The 17,030-nt window shown below is 54.9% G+C and carries 15 protein-coding genes and 1 tRNA gene; 13 read left to right on the top strand and 3 right to left on the bottom strand.

All coding sequences use genetic code 11. The annotated features are described in order from the left end of the window. Positions 1–86: 86 nt before the first annotated feature. Genes ACU6TU_RS04170 through ACU6TU_RS04160 form a run of 3 tightly spaced genes read left to right on the top strand, consistent with a single transcriptional unit; the run spans position 87 to position 5,324 of the window. On the top strand, positions 87–2,696 hold the full coding sequence (locus ACU6TU_RS04170) for a GAF domain-containing protein (RefSeq protein WP_447143323.1): 2,610 nt from the start codon (positions 87–89) through the stop codon (positions 2,694–2,696). Continuing rightward, positions 2,693–4,471 carry a GGDEF/EAL domain-containing response regulator gene (locus ACU6TU_RS04165; RefSeq protein WP_447143322.1) on the top strand — a complete coding sequence of 593 codons (1,779 nt, stop codon included), beginning with the start codon at positions 2,693–2,695 and terminating at the stop codon, positions 4,469–4,471. Before ACU6TU_RS04170 ends, ACU6TU_RS04165 begins: the two co-directional genes overlap by 4 nt. Next, a complete protein-coding gene (locus ACU6TU_RS04160; RefSeq protein ID WP_447143321.1) occupies positions 4,461–5,324 on the top strand; it encodes a MurR/RpiR family transcriptional regulator in 864 nt (287 codons plus the stop codon). The genes ACU6TU_RS04165 and ACU6TU_RS04160 overlap by 11 nt, the downstream gene beginning before the upstream one ends. Positions 5,325–5,337: 13 nt before the next feature. Here the strand turns inward: ACU6TU_RS04160 and ACU6TU_RS04155 are convergent, their stop codons facing one another. Further along, entirely contained in the window at positions 5,338–5,712 is a 375-nt protein-coding gene (locus ACU6TU_RS04155; RefSeq protein ID WP_447143320.1) for a RidA family protein, read from the bottom strand. 209 nt (positions 5,713–5,921) lie between these two features. Beyond that, a tRNA-Leu gene (locus tag ACU6TU_RS04150) sits at positions 5,922–6,008 on the bottom strand. A 141-nt stretch (positions 6,009–6,149) separates the two neighbouring features. Here ACU6TU_RS04150 and queA point away from each other — a divergent pair. The 5 genes from queA (at position 6,150) to secF (ending at position 11,759) form a co-directional block, all read left to right on the top strand. Then, positions 6,150–7,181 (top strand): tRNA preQ1(34) S-adenosylmethionine ribosyltransferase-isomerase QueA, encoded by a 1,032-nt coding sequence (queA, locus tag ACU6TU_RS04145; RefSeq protein ID WP_447143319.1) that lies wholly within the window; start codon positions 6,150–6,152, stop codon positions 7,179–7,181. A gap of 108 nt (positions 7,182–7,289) precedes the next feature. Beyond that, positions 7,290–8,408 carry a tRNA guanosine(34) transglycosylase Tgt gene (gene tgt / locus ACU6TU_RS04140; protein WP_447143318.1) on the top strand — a complete coding sequence of 373 codons (1,119 nt, stop codon included), beginning with the start codon at positions 7,290–7,292 and terminating at the stop codon, positions 8,406–8,408. A gap of 75 nt (positions 8,409–8,483) precedes the next feature. Beyond that, positions 8,484–8,810 carry a preprotein translocase subunit YajC gene (gene yajC / locus ACU6TU_RS04135; protein ID WP_447143317.1) on the top strand — a complete coding sequence of 109 codons (327 nt, stop codon included), beginning with the start codon at positions 8,484–8,486 and terminating at the stop codon, positions 8,808–8,810. Between the two features lie 134 nt (positions 8,811–8,944). Then, positions 8,945–10,801, top strand: a complete 1,857-nt coding sequence (secD, locus tag ACU6TU_RS04130; protein WP_447144177.1) for a protein translocase subunit SecD — start codon at positions 8,945–8,947, stop codon at positions 10,799–10,801. A gap of 34 nt (positions 10,802–10,835) precedes the next feature. After that, positions 10,836–11,759: a protein translocase subunit SecF gene (gene secF, locus ACU6TU_RS04125; RefSeq protein WP_447143316.1), complete on the top strand. Its 924-nt coding sequence runs from the start codon at positions 10,836–10,838 to the stop codon at positions 11,757–11,759. Between the two features lie 111 nt (positions 11,760–11,870). Here secF and ACU6TU_RS04120 read toward each other — a convergent pair whose 3' ends face one another. Then, positions 11,871–12,665: an inositol monophosphatase family protein gene (locus tag ACU6TU_RS04120; protein ID WP_447143315.1), complete on the bottom strand. Its 795-nt coding sequence runs from the start codon at positions 12,663–12,665 to the stop codon at positions 11,871–11,873. 327 nt (positions 12,666–12,992) lie between these two features. Here ACU6TU_RS04120 and ACU6TU_RS04115 point away from each other — a divergent pair, with 327 nt between their 5' ends. The 5 genes from ACU6TU_RS04115 (at position 12,993) to ACU6TU_RS04095 (ending at position 16,951) form a co-directional block, all read left to right on the top strand. After that, positions 12,993–13,772, top strand: coding sequence for an RNA methyltransferase (locus ACU6TU_RS04115; protein WP_447143314.1), 780 nt, complete (start codon positions 12,993–12,995; stop codon positions 13,770–13,772). Positions 13,773–13,923: 151 nt separating this feature from the next. Further along, positions 13,924–14,817 (top strand): serine O-acetyltransferase, encoded by an 894-nt coding sequence (gene cysE / locus ACU6TU_RS04110; protein WP_447143313.1) that lies wholly within the window; start codon positions 13,924–13,926, stop codon positions 14,815–14,817. A 136-nt stretch (positions 14,818–14,953) separates the two neighbouring features. Beyond that, positions 14,954–15,421, top strand: a complete 468-nt coding sequence (locus ACU6TU_RS04105; RefSeq protein WP_447143312.1) for a Fe-S cluster assembly transcription factor — start codon at positions 14,954–14,956, stop codon at positions 15,419–15,421. A gap of 28 nt (positions 15,422–15,449) precedes the next feature. Then, positions 15,450–16,607: a cysteine desulfurase family protein gene (locus ACU6TU_RS04100; protein WP_447143311.1), complete on the top strand. Its 1,158-nt coding sequence runs from the start codon at positions 15,450–15,452 to the stop codon at positions 16,605–16,607. Positions 16,608–16,624: 17 nt separating this feature from the next. Further along, positions 16,625–16,951 (top strand): HesB/IscA family protein, encoded by a 327-nt coding sequence (locus ACU6TU_RS04095; RefSeq protein WP_447143310.1) that lies wholly within the window; start codon positions 16,625–16,627, stop codon positions 16,949–16,951. The last annotated feature ends 79 nt before the right edge of the window (positions 16,952–17,030 follow it).

The following is a 17,030-nucleotide window of genomic DNA, read 5'->3' as shown; positions in this document are numbered from 1 at the left end:
TCAATTATTAACTATTTTTAACATAGTTATTCTAGAATGACGTTGCTGCGATATTCGCACACCTGATCGCGTTTGAAGGGAAACGTATGCAACCGCCTGAACTGCCAGACAATGAAGCGCAACGCCTGGAAGCCGTACACCAGCTGCGCGTGTTGGATACACCGTCGAATGACACCTTTGATCGTTTAACTCAACTGGCACGCGAGCTATTTGATGTGCCCATTGCACTGGTTTCACTGGTCGACAATAACCGCCAATGGTTCAAATCCCACCTGGGCCTGGACGCCACGGAAACGCCTCGCAGCATGTCATTCTGTGCCCATGCTATCAGCACTGATCAGATATTGGTGATTCCCGACACCCATGATGACTCACGCTTTGCTGATAACCCGTTGGTAGTGGGCTATCCACATATTCGTTTTTACGCAGGTTACCCGCTCAGGCCGCTAGGTAATCACGTCGTAGGCACTTTTTGTATCATCGACAGTCAGCCACGCACATTTTCTGCGTATGAACAGCGCTTGCTTGAGAATCTGGCGGGACAAGCTGAAGAATTACTCCGTCAGCATAAGATGAGTGTCGATCTTGCGCGCACGGCCAGCCGTTTTGAAGCACTTTTTTCCAGTAGCGCAGTTGCCAAGGTGCGCATCAACCGGGCAGGTAATATCATTGCGATCAATGCGTCGGCCCTTGATATGCTCGGCTACCAGAAAGATGACGTGATAGGGCGTAACGTCGCGATGCTCACGCCTCCGGAGATTGCCAGCCAACACGATAGCTTCATCCAGCACTACCTTGATGGCGGTGAACCAAAGGTGATCGGTAAAGGCCGTGAAGTTTTCGCGTCACATAGAGACGGTCGGCGGGTTCCGGTGCATTTATCGATCAACGCTATCCACGATGAGCATGGCGAAGTTGATGAATTTCTCGGCGTACTGACCGACCTCCGAGAGATATACGCGACGCAGCAGCGTATGCAAAAAGAACAAAGTTTACTGCGCATTTTGCATCAAGGTATTACGGACTATCAGGCATTGATGTCGGGAGAAAAACTCTGGACGTTTCTGATGGAGGCGCTGCGTGAATTGACTGACAGCGAATACGTCCTGATTGGCGAGGTGTTACCTACGGATACCACTAACGCGCTAAAAATTCACGCCATTACTGACCTTTCCTGGAGTGAGAAATCGCGTGACCTGATGATCAAGTTGCGCAGTGGCGATATGATACTGAAAAACCCTGACTCACTGCTTGGGCGGGTTTACGCTTATGGCGAAGTAATAATGACGAACGATGTTTATCATAACATTCATCATAGCGGCTTTCCGGAAGGTCATCCGGTCCTCAACAACTATCTGGGCGTACCCATTACCAGCGGTGGCGAGCTGATTGGCATGTTTGCAATATCCAACAGCCAGCAGTCTCTGGATAAGGAACTGATTCAATGGCTGCAACCCTTCACCGATACCTGCGCGCTGCTGATCAATCTGTACCGTCAGATGGCGGACCGCGAGACAGTGATGAAAGAGCTGACTCAGGCCAAACACCAGGCCGAAAAAGCCAACTGTGCCAAGAGTGAGTTTCTGTCATCCATGAGTCACGAGCTGCGCACACCGCTAAATGCCATCCTGGGATTTGCACAGTTACTTAGCCACGGTAGACACCATCCGTTAAACGACAAACAGCGTCGTCAGGTAAAACAGATCGAAAAAAGCGGCCAACATCTGCTTAACCTGATCAATGAAGTGCTGGATCTTGCCAAAATCGAGTCAGGACATTTACCCCTATCGATTGAGACCATTCGTGTCGACAGCGTGATCAATGACGCCTGTGACACTCTCGAAGCCAACGCAGAAGCTGCTGGCATTATCCTGACACGTCAGCCCGTTAGCGAACGATGGTGCGTCAAAGCAGACTACACCCGCACCAAGCAGGTGTTGCTCAACCTGATTTACAACGCCATCAAGTACAACAACGTCAACGGCGCCATTACAGTTTCCACCGAGCAGCAGGGCGCAACCTTACGCATCAGTGTAACCGACACGGGCCCTGGCATTGCGCCGGAACGTCAACACGAGCTGTTCGAGCCGTTCAACCGTCTGGATGCTGAAAATGGCGCTATCGAGGGCACCGGCATTGGCCTTGCCATTACGCGTGAACTGATCGAACGCATGGGAGGTAAAATCGGTGTGGATAGCGCCCTTGGTAAAGGCACCACTTTCTGGTTCACCTTGCCCCTGACGGAAAACCATCCGCCAACCGCCATAACGGAATCATCTCGCGACATCTCGCCGCATGCGGTTTCCAAACAACTGGCATTGCTTTACATCGAGGATAACCCCGCCAACCAGCGCCTGATGGAGGATATTGTTGAGGATCTGAGTAGCGTTTATCTGCAATCCGCTCCCAGTGCTGAAATTGGTCTGGAAATGATGCGCAGCTCCCTACCCGACCTTGTGCTGATGGATATCCACCTATCCGGCATGGATGGTTATCAGGCGCTTAAAGCTATTCGTCGTGACCCCGCATTCAATCATCTGCCCGTTATTGCCCTATCTGCCAATGCGCTGCCAAGTGAGGCAAAAAGAAGCCTCAACGCCGGTTTTGACGGCTACCTTACCAAACCTTTGGAAATTGATAGACTCTTAGACATGTTTGAACGTTACACCGAGTTATTGCAAGGTAAAGCCCCATGAACCTGGCTAAAAAGCACTTGCTCGTGGTTGATGACAATCCCGTCAATGTCGAACTGATGCTCGACCTGTTGGACGATCATGGGTTTGATCATGTGCATGGCATTAGCGACCCTCGCGAGGTACTTGAGTACTGTCAGACAACACTGCCAGACCTGCTGTTACTTGATATCCGCATGCCGCACCTGGATGGCTACGACGTTATTGAGCAGTTACGTGAACACTTTCAACAGCGAACGCCACCGATTATTGTATTAACCGCCCAGAATGATGATGCCACTCGCCATCGTGCGCTGGAAATGGGAGTGCGCGATTTTCTGACCAAACCATTCAAACAAGATGAAGTCCTTCAGCGTATCCGCAATACGTTAAACATTGAACACCGTTTCAACGTGCGCGACCAGCAAGCTGACACGCTGGAAAAAATGGTCGAAAAGCGTACCCGCGCCCTCGACCATCAATCACGTACTGACCCCATCACGCTGCTTCCCAACCGGCGAGGGCTCAACCAGGCGCTGAGGGAAGCATCACTGGCTGCCAACGGCGCCGGTCTCTTGTTTATCGCCATTGATAAGCTTGAGGATGTCACGCGGCTGCACGGTTACCGCATCACGGAAAAGCTCCTCTATCATTTGGGTGAGTCAATTAACCAGCTGTTGGATGAGCGCCATACACTAGGTTTATGGAGTGGCAGTGAGCTTCTGGTCCTCAGCACGGAAACGCAAGCTGGCGCACTTAATGCTATGGCAGAAAGGCTTCTGGCCTGCCTGGTGCATGATCAGCGAATAGATGACTTATTGCTCAACGTGCAAGCGCGTATCGGCATCAGTCGAGAGGAAGCGACCTTCGATCCAGAACGGCTTGTGCATATGGCTTCCATTTCCCTACCACAGGGAGAGTCATTAGCCATTCGACATTACACGCCACAGCTTGAGGCGCAACAGCGCCACCGCCTACACGTGCAACAGGCACTTCCCGGCGCCTGCGAACGGGGAGAAATGTTTCTGGTCTACCAACCCAAGATCGACCTGCAGCGACCGCAGATTTCCGGTGCTGAAGCGCTGCTACGCTGGAAACATCCTGAAGCAGGAACGCTGTCACCCGGCCTGTTTATTCCCCTTGCTGAGGCGAGTGGCGACATTCTTGCAATCGGTGACTGGGTGCTTGAAGAAGCGATCCAGCAGATCAGTGCCTGGCGCAATAATGAACTCGCTTCATTCGGCTGGCTGAGTGATGACTTTCATGTTGCCATCAATGTGGCGGCCCGTCAGCTTGGCCGCAAAACGTTTTCCACTCGTCTTTTACAGCGCCTGAAAGCCCATAACGTTCCTACCCGCCTGATCAGCATTGAGGTCACCGAATCAGGCTTGATGAGCGATATGACGCATGCACGCCAGCAGCTTACCCAACTCATCAAGGCGGGCGTTCGGGTCGCAATAGATGACTTTGGCACCGGCCAGTCCTCACTGGCTTATCTGAAAACCCTCCCAGTTTCTACACTCAAAATTGACCGCGCCTTTGTCATGGAACTTGAAGAGAGTGCGACCGATCGCCATTTTTGTCATACCATTACCCAATTAGCGCAAGGCGTTGGTTGCGATGTCGTGGCTGAAGGCATTGAAACCGCAGGCCAGGCAGAGTTCCTCCGCTCAATTGGCTGCGAGACCGGGCAAGGTTATTACTATTCTCACCCACTACCTGCCATGGAGTTTGCGCGATGGTGCGCGCAATGGACACCGACAACTACCTCGAAGGGAGGCACACTGAATGGCTCATGATCTGATCGACCGCTTACGACAACGCCTGGAAGAACTTAACCGCTCGGAACGCAAGGTCGCCAATGTGATTCTGGAAGATCCGACCTCGGCAACCAGCCTGAGCATTGCCAGCCTGGCTCAGGCAGCCAGTGTTAGTGAGCCAACCGTCAACCGTTTTTGCCGCAATTTCGGTGCCAAAGGGTTCCCCGATTTCAAGATCAAACTGGCACAAAGCCTGGCAGGCGGCACGCCTTACGTCACCCGCGCCGTCGAACCCAGCGATTCGGCCAACCAGTACACAGACAAGATTTTTGACGCCACGATTGCCGCTCTCGATGAAGCCCGACGCGCCGTTGACATGCATGCCATTGAGCGCATGGTGGATTACCTGACTCAGGCCAAACAGATCCATTTCTTCGGTCTCGGGGCATCCGGCGCTGTGGCCCAGGATGCCCAGCACAAGTTTTTCCGCTTCAATCTGCCGGTCATGGCGTACGTGGATGTGCTGATGCAGCGGATGGTGGCGGCCGCCTGTCATACCGGTGATGTGGTGGTGGTAATTTCCTACACGGGGCGCACCCGCGAACTGGTCGATATCGCTCGCGTTGCCCGCGAAGCGGGGGCCGTAGTGCTCGGCATTACCGCACCCGGTTCGCCGTTAGCTAACGAATGCACCGCGACACTGGAAGTGGCCACGCCAGAAGATACGGACCACTACATGCCGATGACATCGCGCATGATCCAGTTAACGCTGATTGATGCGCTGGCAACGGGCGTCACCCTGCGCCGTGGGGAAGACTTTCTGCCCCATCTCAAAAAGATCAAAGACAGCCTGCGCGATACCCGCTTCCCTATCAAGAAAGCGGGCAGTTGATCAAACCGATGCTTTAGGCATCTACCGCCGTCGTCACGGTGACTTCCACTTTAAGCTCATCGGCCGGTAACGGCGCACAGACACAGGTGCGGGCAGGCGCATAGCCTTCCGGCACCCAGGCATCCCAAACGGCGTTCATGGCGGCAACATCATTACCGTCTTTCAGATAGATCGTCGCACTCAACAGCTGCTCACGGCTGGAACCAATTTCCTTGAGCAGCGCGTCCACACGCGACAGCATGCTTTCCGTCTGCGCGGTAATATCGCCTTCACGCGCTTCCGGCCCTGCGACCTGGCCACACAGGTAGGCCACACCGTTATGAATGACGGCACGACTCATACGTTCTTTGGTATCGTGACGCAAAATGGCATTGATTGACGTTGACATGACACGGGTTCCTTTAAGAAATACGCTATAAAAACTGTATTTGAAAAACACTGCATTTAAAAAACACAGTAAGCGGCCAGCTTCCTGCCTATCAGAAAAACCGGCGACGCACCTAAAACAGCAAGGTTAAATCGTGCAGATACGAAAAAGCCCAGCGATGTGACGCTAGGCTTTTGAATTCGTTTTAAGCTTGATTTTGACGCTTTAGTTGGTGCCGGTGGCCAGACTCGAACTGGCACACCCGTAAAGGCGGCGGATTTTGAATCCGCTGCGTCTACCAATTCCGCCACACCGGCAACGTGGCGCATTATACGTAACTCACCTGCAAGGTCAATCACCTTGACTGATTTTTACCCCACTGACTGACGTTGCGGACTGACTTTGTAGCACTAAAGCGCTATTCTATGCGGCCTGTTTTCACCGAAAGAGCTTCGTTCATGCAGCGTGCCGACTTTTCCTACGAGCTCCCCGAAGAGCTGATTGCTCGCTACCCTTCTGAGCAGCGCAGCGACTGCCGCCTGTTATGTGTGGATGCCCAGGATGGTAGCCTGGCGCATCGTCGCTTTCCTGACCTGCTGGAAATTCTTGAGCCTGGCGACCTGCTGGTGTTCAACGACACCCGCGTCATTCCCGCTCGCCTACACGGCCAGAAAGCCAGCGGTGGCAAGGTGGAAATGCTGCTGGAACGCCCGCTGGATGCTTATCGCGGCCTTGCCCACCTGCGCTCCAGCAAGTCGCCCAAGCCTGGCACCGAGCTGATTTTTGAAGGCGATATTCATGCGATTGTCGAAGGTCGCCGCGACGCCCTTTTCGAGCTGCGCTTTTTGGGTGATACGCCCATGATTGCGTTACTTGAAAAGCACGGCCATATGCCGCTACCGCCCTATATCACCCGCGAGGATGAGCTCTGCGACCGTGAACGTTACCAGACCGTCTACGCCCGCCGAGACGGTGCGGTTGCGGCCCCGACAGCAGGGCTTCATTTTGACCAGCCGCTACTCGACGCACTTACTGAAAAAGGCATCAACAGTGCCTTCGTGACGCTACATGTTGGAGCCGGCACCTTTCAGCCGGTACGGGTTGACGATATTCGCGAGCACCACATGCATAGCGAATGGGTTGACGTATCTGAAGCCACTTGCCAACAGGTTCGTGCAGCTCAAGCAGCAGGCAAACGGGTGATTGCCGTTGGCACCACCAGCGTGCGCTGCCTGGAAAGCGCTAGCGCGCAAACCCCGGACGGCAGCATCGCGCCGCTCACCGGCGATACCGATATTTTCATCTATCCCGGCTATGAGTGGCGCTGTGTGGATGCCCTGATCACCAATTTTCACTTGCCTGAATCCACCTTGATGATGCTGGTTTCCGCCTTTGCCGGTTATGACACCATCATGCGGGCTTACCGGGCTGCCGTTGAAGAGCGCTACGCCTTTTTCAGCTATGGCGATGCGATGCTACTGACGCGCTGATCATCCACACTTATCTCAACCACGCTGATCTCAACCACACTTATCTCAACCACGCCTATCGCCTTAACCGAGAGTTGACGAGTTATCAAGATGCGAAACGAATGTTTTATGCGCTTTGAGCGCCTCGCCACCGACGGCCGTGCACGCCGCGGGCGCCTTCACTTCCCACGCGGCACAGTGGAAACGCCCGCTTTCATGCCGGTAGGCACCTACGGCACCGTCAAAGGCATGACGCCCGAATCCGTCAAAGAGATTGGCGCGGAAATCATTCTCGGCAATACGTTCCACCTGTGGCTGCGCCCGGAGACGGACGTCATCGAAGCCCACGGTGATCTGCACGACTTTGCCCAATGGGACAAACCTATCCTGACCGATTCCGGCGGTTTTCAGGTGTTCTCGCTGGGGGAAATGCGCAAGATCACCGAGCAGGGCGTCCACTTTCGCTCTCCCGTTGATGGGGCCAAGGTTTTCATGGGGCCGGAAGAGTCCATGGCGGTGCAGCGCTCTCTGGGGTCAGACGTGGTGATGATCTTCGACGAATGCACGCCCTATCCGGCAACCTTTGAAGAAGCCGAAAAATCCATGGAGCTATCGCTGCGCTGGGCAAAACGCTCCCGCGATGCCCACGGCGACTCGCCTGCCGCCCTGTTCGGCATTATTCAGGGCGGCATGCACCCTGAGCTACGCGAGCGCTCGCTGAAAGGCCTGCAGGATATCGGCTTCGACGGCTTGGCCATTGGTGGCCTCTCGGTGGGCGAGCCCAAGGAAGAAATGATCAAGGTGCTTGAGTATCTGCCCACCTGGATGCCCGTCGACAAGCCGCGTTACCTGATGGGCGTCGGCAAACCCGAAGATCTGGTCGAAGGCGTACGCCGCGGCGTCGACATGTTTGACTGCGTGATGCCAACGCGCAACGCTCGCAACGGCCACCTGTTCACCCGCTTTGGCACGGTCAAAATCCGTAATGCCAAGCACCGCTTCGACACAGGGCCGTTAGAAGAGGGCTGTGACTGCTACACCTGTCAGAACTTTTCGCGCAGTTATCTGCACCATCTTGACCGCTGCAACGAAATGCTGGGATCCATGCTCAACACCATTCATAATTTGCGATATTACCAGCGCGTTATGGCTGATTTGCGCGCGGCTATCGAAGCGGGTACATTGACGACCTTTGTAGAGCACTTTTACGCAGAACGTGGCTTACCAGTGCCTGCGGCCCCGAATTAAGGCTTGCTGCATTGATTGGCAGTGCGCCTGGATTTTCTCACTCATTAAACGGTTATTAACTCAGGAGTTGTATCCATGCTGGAATTCTTGATTTCCCCAGCCCATGCACAGGAGTCAGCCGCCGGCGGCGGTATCGCTCAGATTGTCATGCTGGTTGGTTTTGTACTGATCTTTTACTTTCTGCTGTGGCGTCCTCAGGCAAAGCGTGCCAAACAGCATAAACAGCTGATCAACGGCATCTCCAAAGGTGACGAAATCGTCATTGGTGGCGGTCTGGTTGGGCGCATCACCAAAGTAAGCGATGAGTTTATCACTCTGGAAGTCGCCGAAGGCACCGAGGTCAATGTGCAAAAGAACGCCATTGCCGCTGTGCTGCCGAAAGGCACTATTAAGTCCATCTAACCTCCTGTCTTCCCCCTGCCGACAACGTGCCAGCCACCCCGGCAGGGGTGAGATGGTCAGAAAGATGATGAACCATGCCGTGCTTCGCTCAAGCGATGCACGGCATTCCGTTTGACATTGAAGGCAGGGCTTGCATGCTCAACCGTTACCCCCTGTGGAAATATCTTCTGATATTGGTCATTTTGGTGGCCGGCCTTATTTACTCGCTCCCCAATCTATTTCCAGAAGATCCCGCCGTACAGATCAGTACTCGCCAAGCGGATACGACGCTGACCCAGCGCGATATCGAACGCATTGAAGCCACTCTGACGGAAAACGATATCAGCGTTAAGTCCACCGAAAACCTGAACGATCAGTGGCTGATCCGCCTGAACAACAGCAACGACCAATTACTTGCCCGCGATATCATCAGCGAGCAGCTCGGCAATGATGTGACGGTCGCCCTCAACCTGGCAGAAGCCACGCCGGAATGGTTACAGGCATTCTCAGCATCCCCTATGACGCTTGGCCTTGACCTGCGCGGCGGCGTGCACTTCCTGCTTGAAGTGGATATGGATGCGGCAGTCACCCAGCGCCTTGAAGTCAACGCCAGCGCCATGCGTGAACTGCTGCGTGACGAGCGTATCCGCTACCGTGATACCGATATCGATGGAAACACTCTCTCACTGACGTTCATCAATGCCGAAGATCGCGCCCAGGCACGGACGTTGATCAGTCAGGAGTTCCCGGATTTCGAGTACGCCAATGAAGGCGATGGCCGTGGCGCTCGCCTGGTCATGACCATGACCGAGCAGACGGTGACCGAGATTCAGGATTACGCGATCAACCAGAACCTCACTACCCTGCGAAACCGCGTCAATGAACTCGGCGTCGCCGAGCCGCTGGTACAGCGCCAGGGCCCGAATCAGATTGTGGTCGAATTACCCGGCGTTCAGGACACCACGGCGGCCAAGCGCATTGTCGGTGCCACCGCTAACCTGGAGTTTCGCCTGGAAGCTCGCCCCGATACGCCTGATCAGGAAACCGAGGAGCACAGCTTTCGCAATGATCCAAGCCGCATCGCCACGCTGATGCGTGATGTCATCATCACCGGCGACCGAGTATCGAGCGCCAGCAACAGCTTTGATGAGAACGGCCGAGCACAGGTTAACATTAATCTTGATGGCACCGGCGGCACCTTGATGAACCGCGCCACACGCACCAACATCGGGCGCAACATGGCGGTACTGTTCATTGAGCACAAGAGCGAAGAACGCACCGTTATTAATCCAGAAACTGGCGAAGAAGAAATCGTGCGTGACCCCTACGTGGAACGCGGACTGATCAGCCTTGCCACCATCCAGAGCGCTCTGGGTAACAGCTTCCGCATCACCGGGCTGGATTCTGCGACAGAAGCCGCCGATCTGGCGCTGCTGCTTCGTTCCGGCTCACTGGCCGCGCCGATTTACTTTGCCCAGGAACGAACCATCGGCCCAAGCCTTGGCCAGGAAAACATCGAACGCGGGATTCTATCAGTACAGCTCGGCCTGTTATTGGTAGTGGTGTTCATGCTGGCTCGCTACAAGGTGTTTGGTATCTTTGCCAACGTGGCACTGGGGCTCAATCTCACCTTGCTGGTGGCCGTCATGTCACTGCTTGGCGCAACGCTAACCCTGCCGGGCATTGCCGGTATCGTGCTTACCCTGGGTATGGCCGTCGACGCCAACGTACTGATATTTGAGCGCATACGTGAAGAGTTACGCAACGGCCTCTCCGTACAGCAGGCGATTAATGCAGGCTATGAACGCGCCTTCACCTCCATCGTGGATGCCAATATTACCACCTTGCTGGTCGCCATTATTCTGTTCTCCATCGGTACCGGGCCGGTCAAAGGCTTTGCCGTCACGCTGTCTATCGGCATCCTGACCTCACTGTTTACGGCACTACTGGTAACGCGAGCCATGGTGAACCTGTCTTACGGTGGCAAACCCGTTAAAAAGCTGTGGATCTGATCTCAGCGTTTGGCACAGATTTCAAGAGGTGATAATGAAACCCATCACGGATAGGCAGATCGACTTCATGGGGCGCCGCAACCTGGCCTTTATGATATCGGGTGTGCTGTTGCTGATTTCCATCGGCGCGATTTTTTTTCTACAGCTCAATCTGGGGCTGGACTTTACGGGTGGCACCCTGATTGAAGCGCGCTATGCCAATGCGCCTTCGCTGGATGCCATTCGTCAGTTGCTTGAAGACCAAGGCTTTCGCGATGTTGCCGTGCAAACATTCGGCGCTTCCACTGAAGTCCTGATTCGCTTGCAACAGGCCTTTGACCCGGACGTAGGTGAGCAGGTGGTCAACCTTCTTCGCGAAGGCGGCACTCAGGTAGAACTGGTGCGGGCAGAGTTTGTGGGCGCCCAGGTAGGCGATCAACTACGCGACCAAAGCGGTACGGGCATGATGGTGGCACTTGGTGTCGTCATGCTTTATGTGGCGTTTCGCTTTCAGTATAAGTTCGCCATTGGTGCCCTGGTGGCGCTTTTGCATGATGTGATTATTGTGATCGGTATTTTTGCGCTGTTTGGCGTCGAATTTGATCTTACCGTTCTGGCCGCCATTCTGGCAGTGATCGGGTATTCGCTGAACGACACCATTGTGGTCTATGACCGCATTCGTGAGGCGATCCGCACATCACAGATTGACGACATGCCCGCTATTTTCAATGAAGCCATCAATGCCACGCTGTCACGCACACTGGCAACGTCAGGCACTACCCTCCTGGTGCTTCTGGCACTGCTGTTCCTGGGGGGGGACATGATCGAGAACTTTGCGCTTGCGCTGCTGATCGGCGTTGTCGTTGGCACATTTTCATCGATCTATATTTCTGGTGCTCTGCTGCTGCCATTGCGGCTTAAACGTGAAGACCTGATTCCGGCACGTAAAGATATCGACGAAGAGGAAGAACTGCCCTAGCGCCTAGCGGCCACTTGGTGGTCTGATAAGCACCCACAAAAAACGCCCTGCGGAGTATCACTCCACAGGGCGTTTTTTTATGGGATTCAATACACTGCTTTCAGGCGGCTATCAGAAGTGAGGCGCCAGCTGCTTGATCAATGCCTTGTAAAGACGCGGACCCGCAGCGACCATCAAACCTTCTGCTTTAATGGAAGGTTGCCCGTCCGGCGTGCCGGTCAGCGCACCCGTTTCCTTAAGCAGCAAAAGGCCAACGTGCATATCCTGTTCTTCAAGACCGAGCACGAAGGCACTATCGACTCGACCCGCTGAGACTTCACAAATATCCAGCAACCCACTGCCCGAGGCGATCAGCGTGTCCAGCTGAGGCGCCAACTGCGAGGTCAGCGTCAGGTAAGCAGGCAAATGGCGTGAACGCAAATCGTTCCCCGGCAGGCTCATCGCTGCCCGCGTACCGGCAATGGCAGTGGGCTTACTCACCCGCATCCGCTTACCGTTGTACTGGGCACCGCGGCCACGGCTGGCAATATATTCGTCATCGGCAAACGGCGCGATAATCACCGCGTGTTCAGGGCGGTTCTTGATCAGACATACCACTGACAGCGCAAACCCTTTACCTGCCACCGCCAAGTTGGAATAGCCATGCATAGGCTCAATTTTCCAGACAATGTCAGCCCCTTCATCCACGCCGACTTTATACTTGGTGTAACGACCAACCAGGCCGTGCTGTGGATAGCCACGTTCTAGCTGCTGGACAATCGTCGATTCCGCTTTGTACGCAGCCTCTTCCAGCAAACGCTCAAGATTTGCTTCATCGTGGGAATTCTCGATGCGCTCACGAATACGTAAAAATTGCTCGGCGGCGCTTCGCGCAGCACGCAGCGTAAACTGAACCATTGGATTCATGACAGGGCCTTATGCATGGTTTTAAAGAACGGCTCTGAAGAACGGTTTTAAAGAACGGCTCTGAAGAACGATCTTGAAAACAGTCTTGAAGAACGGTTTTAAAAACAAATATGTTAAAGAACGAATTCGCTTACCACGGCACGCCTGTGCCGTTATGGGCGCGCATTCTAACAGAGCCCCTACAAAGTCGCCACGGGCTTTACCTGGCCAACCTTCATTCGTGCTAGACTTTTGCGCTTTACAGCGGCAGTTTGAAAGGCCATAAAACGTGTTTCTACCCGGCCCATACGCCCTTTTTCATCACCAGTTTCTTACGCGGACCCTACTATGCTTGATCGCCTGCGCATCGTTCTCATTGGTACCAGCCACCCTGGCAATATCGGCGCGGTAGCCCGAGCTATGCACAACATGGGGCTGAGTGACCTCGCGCTGGTGGCCCCGCGCTGCGAGGTAATTCATCAGGAAAGCATTTCACGCGCTTCCGGCGCAGACCACCTTCTGCATAACGCCCATATACACCCGGCGCTGGAAGAGGCAGTGGCCGATTGCACCTTCACCGTTGGCGCCAGCGCACGTTCGCGCACCTTACCCTGGCCGATGGTCTCGCCTCGGGAGCTCGCAGAACGTTTGCCAACCGAATGCCAACCCAGTGACTCTCACGTTGCACTGGTATTCGGCCGGGAAGACAGCGGACTCACCAATGCGGAGCTGCAACGCTGCAACGCCCATGTGCATATCCCGACAAACGCTGATTTCAGTTCCCTCAACCTGGCGGCTGCCGTGCAGGTGGTGGCGTACGAGTGCCGATTAGCCTGGTTGGCAACGCAAGCTCAACCCCTTGAAACGCCGACAGAACATGATGACACTCTCGCGTCACATGCGGACCTGGAGCGTTACTTCGAGCACCTGGAACGCGCGCTCGTCGCTATTGATTTTCATGACCCGGCAAAGCCACGACAATTGATGGCGCGTTTACGCAGGCTGTATTTACGTGCCCGCCCCGAGCAGATTGAACTGAATATTCTGCGCGGAATATTGACCGCGACGGAAAAGAAAGTCGCTGTCACGGCATCAGATGCTGCGGAGAAGCCTTCAACGCAGGATTGAAACCGCCATGAAGAACTGGCTTGAATGAGCGTACATCTGCCCCCACTATATTGAGTCGATTCCCACTTTATCGATTCTCACTTCAGCGACTGGCATCGCGCCATTATCCCGGGCCGATGACATGTGTCGATGACCACGATAGGACTACCGCATGTTTGAACGCCTGCGTGAAGATATCAACAGCGTATTTGAACGCGACCCGGCAGCACGCAACTTTCTCGAAGTGCTGACAAATTATCCGGGTCTGCACGCCCTGCTGATCCATCGCCTCAGCCATCGTCTCTGGAAGAAAAACCTTAGATGGCTGGCCCGCAGTCTGTCGACATTTTCACGCTGGTTGACGGGTATCGAGATCCACCCGGGAGCCACCATCGGGCGGCGCTTTTTTATCGATCACGGCATGGGGGTCGTTATTGGTGAGACTGCTGAAGTCGGTGATGACGTCACTCTCTATCAGGGCGTGACGCTAGGCGGCACCAGCTGGAGTAAAGGCAAACGTCACCCGACTCTGGAAGATGGCGTCATCGTCGGCGCAGGCGCGAAAATCCTGGGGCCTTTCTCCGTCAGGGAAGGCGCCAAGGTTGGCTCTAACGCAGTGGTCACCAAGGAAGTCCCGGCAGGTGCGACCGTCGTCGGCATTCCGGGAAAAATCGTCAAGCGTGCCGATCCTGATACGGAAGAAGCACTGGATGTCGACCCCGCACGGCGCGCAGCCATCCACCAGAAATTCGGCTTCGATGCTTACGGTGTTAGCCAGGACATGCCCGACCCGGTAGCGCGCTCCATGCAGGCCATGCTTGACCACATGCATGCAGTTGATGAGCGTATTGAGCGTATGTGCTCTACGCTCTCAAAGCTGGATGCCAGTTACCGCGGCGGTCAACTGCCAGCATTACGCGATGAAGACTTCGCCGAAATTCTGGAAGAAGCCGACACAGGCTGCCCTGGTGTAGGCGGCGGTGCAAAGGCAGCCCAGAGCCCGCATGACAAAGAGGCTTCTCCATCTTCCACCGATAACAGCACACCGCCCACAACTAAAGGTTGACCAAAGCAGTCAGGCTTTTCCATAATGACCCTCTTTTCCAATCAAGCCAAACGGTAGGAATTGCAACGCTAAAGAGGGTCTTGATGAGACAAATTCCTGGCATGTTCTGGCTGACGCATCGCGTCGAGGTGTCACAATGCGGTTAACCACCAAAGGGCGTTATGCCGTGACGGCCATGCTGGATCTGGCCATCAATGCAGGCATCACCCCGACCAGCCTGGGCGATATCTCCCATCGCCAGGGAATTTCACTGTCTTACCTGGAGCAGCTATTTGCCCGCCTGCGGCGTGCAGGATTAGTAAAAAGCGTGCGCGGCCCGGGCGGTGGTTACCTGCTGGCCTTACCTGCGGGTGAAATCAGCGTTTCCTGTGTGATTGATGCTGTCAATGAAACGGTTGATGCCACGCGCTGCCAGGGGCTATCTGACTGCCAACAAGGCGATACCTGCCTGACCCACCATCTATGGTGTGAGCTATCGGGCCAGATTCGCCAGTTTCTTGACGATGTCACCCTGGAGCAACTGATGCAACGTAACGACGTTCAGCAGGTTGCCTCACGCCAGCAGGCCCATCTGGATGCCGGCATCTTTGCATCAACGCCTTAAGCGCTTTGCTAACACAGTAGATATTTTTATGACGACGTCGCCTACGCTTCCCATCTATCTCGACTATGCTGCCACCACGCCGGTGGATGAACGCGTGGCAGCGGTCATGCAACGCTACCTGACCGTTGACCAGCTGTTTGCTAATCCCGCCTCACGTAGCCATATGTCGGGATGGCAGGCCGAACAGGCCGTCGAGCATGCCCGTCGCCAGGTGGCCGACTCGATCAATGCGGATCCTCGCGAAATCGTCTGGACCAGTGGCGCAACTGAAGCCAACAACCTGGCGCTGACGGGGTTTATGCGCGCCAATCAGGCACGCGGTCGTCACCTGATCACGTCGACGATCGAACACAAGGCCGTGGTGGATACCGTCAAGGCCTTAGAAACCGAAGGCGTTGATGTCACCTGGCTGACACCCGGACGAGATGGCCGCGTGACGCCCTCACAATTACGCGAGGCCATGCGTGACGATACCGCCCTGGTTTCACTGATGGCGGTAAATAACGAACTGGGCAGCATCAATGATATTGCCGCACTGGCGGCCGTCACCCATGAATTCGGGGCAAGATTTCATACCGATGCCGCTCAGGCGGTTGGCAGAATCCCCCTTGACGTCATTGCCCAGTCAATTGATCTGATGTCGCTTTCCGGCCACAAGGCCTATGGTCCTAAAGGGGTCGGTGCTCTGTATGTTAAACGTGACCCGGCACTGCGTATCGAAGCCCTGATTCATGGTGGTGGGCATGAACGCGGCATGCGTTCCGGCACGTTACCCACCCATCAGATTGCGGCCATGGGCGAAGCGTTTGCCTTGATACAACAAGAGGGTAACGAGGAACAGCAGCGCATTACGCACCTCAGAGAGTATTTTCTTGACGGCCTACAGCGCATCGGTGGTATCTACCTCAATTCGCCACCCGATAACGCGGTGCCCAATATCATCAATGTCGCTTTCGAAGGCATAGAAGCCGAGCCTCTGTTGATGGCATTGCGGGATATCGCTGTTTCCACCGGCTCCGCCTGCAACTCAGCCAGCGTAGATCCCTCCTACGTTCTGCTCGGTGTGGGAGTTCCGCGACGCCTGGCGCTGGCATCTTTGCGCTTCAGCCTCGGGCGCTACACCACTCAAGCCGATATCGACCACACCCTGGGTGTGCTGGCTCATGCTGTCGACGGCTTACGCTAATATTTCTGGAGGTCACCATGGCATCATTAACGATCACATCCGCTGCCGCCAAACAGATTCACCACGTCCTGGACGAACGCGGCAAAGGCCTGGGGCTGCGAGTCTCGGTCAAGCCCAGCGGTTGCTCCGGCTTCAGCTACGTGCTCGATTTTGCCGATGAAGTCGACGACGCGGATATCAGTTTTGAAGCTCACGGCGCCAAGGTTTTTGTCGACCGTGAAGCGCTTGATATGCTCGACGGTAGCGAAGTCGACTTCGTCAACGAAGGGCTCAACCGCTATTTCCGTTTCAATAACCCCAATATCAAGGATGAATGCGGTTGCGGCGAAAGCTTCACGGTTTAAACGCGTTACCGGTGAAAAACAACACCGAGTAAAGACGCCCGTATTCATTGTCGGCGGGAAACGCTATAATCGCCCAACG

This window comes from Halomonas sp. LS-001 (assembly GCF_052983955.1).
Note: the sequence above shows the minus strand (reverse complement) of the source record. Positions and strands in the feature narration are given on the sequence as shown.

Coding starts and splice junctions, on each gene's coding strand:
- ACU6TU_RS04165 (WP_447143322.1), top strand. CDS start 2,693: ATGAACCTGGCTAAAAAGCACTTGCTCGTGGTTGATGACAATCCCGTC.
- yajC (WP_447143317.1), top strand. CDS start 8,484: ATGCTGGAATTCTTGATTTCCCCAGCCCATGCACAGGAGTCAGCCGCC.
- ACU6TU_RS04100 (WP_447143311.1), top strand. CDS start 15,450: ATGACGACGTCGCCTACGCTTCCCATCTATCTCGACTATGCTGCCACC.
- ACU6TU_RS04120 (WP_447143315.1), bottom strand. CDS start 12,665: ATGAATCCAATGGTTCAGTTTACGCTGCGTGCTGCGCGAAGCGCCGCC.
- ACU6TU_RS04095 (WP_447143310.1), top strand. CDS start 16,625: ATGGCATCATTAACGATCACATCCGCTGCCGCCAAACAGATTCACCAC.
- ACU6TU_RS04115 (WP_447143314.1), top strand. CDS start 12,993: ATGCTTGATCGCCTGCGCATCGTTCTCATTGGTACCAGCCACCCTGGC.
- cysE (WP_447143313.1), top strand. CDS start 13,924: ATGTTTGAACGCCTGCGTGAAGATATCAACAGCGTATTTGAACGCGAC.
- ACU6TU_RS04155 (WP_447143320.1), bottom strand. CDS start 5,712: ATGTCAACGTCAATCAATGCCATTTTGCGTCACGATACCAAAGAACGT.
- secF (WP_447143316.1), top strand. CDS start 10,836: ATGAAACCCATCACGGATAGGCAGATCGACTTCATGGGGCGCCGCAAC.
- ACU6TU_RS04160 (WP_447143321.1), top strand. CDS start 4,461: ATGGCTCATGATCTGATCGACCGCTTACGACAACGCCTGGAAGAACTT.
- secD (WP_447144177.1), top strand. CDS start 8,945: ATGCTCAACCGTTACCCCCTGTGGAAATATCTTCTGATATTGGTCATT.
- ACU6TU_RS04170 (WP_447143323.1), top strand. CDS start 87: ATGCAACCGCCTGAACTGCCAGACAATGAAGCGCAACGCCTGGAAGCC.
- queA (WP_447143319.1), top strand. CDS start 6,150: ATGCAGCGTGCCGACTTTTCCTACGAGCTCCCCGAAGAGCTGATTGCT.
- tgt (WP_447143318.1), top strand. CDS start 7,290: ATGCGCTTTGAGCGCCTCGCCACCGACGGCCGTGCACGCCGCGGGCGC.
- ACU6TU_RS04105 (WP_447143312.1), top strand. CDS start 14,954: ATGCGGTTAACCACCAAAGGGCGTTATGCCGTGACGGCCATGCTGGAT.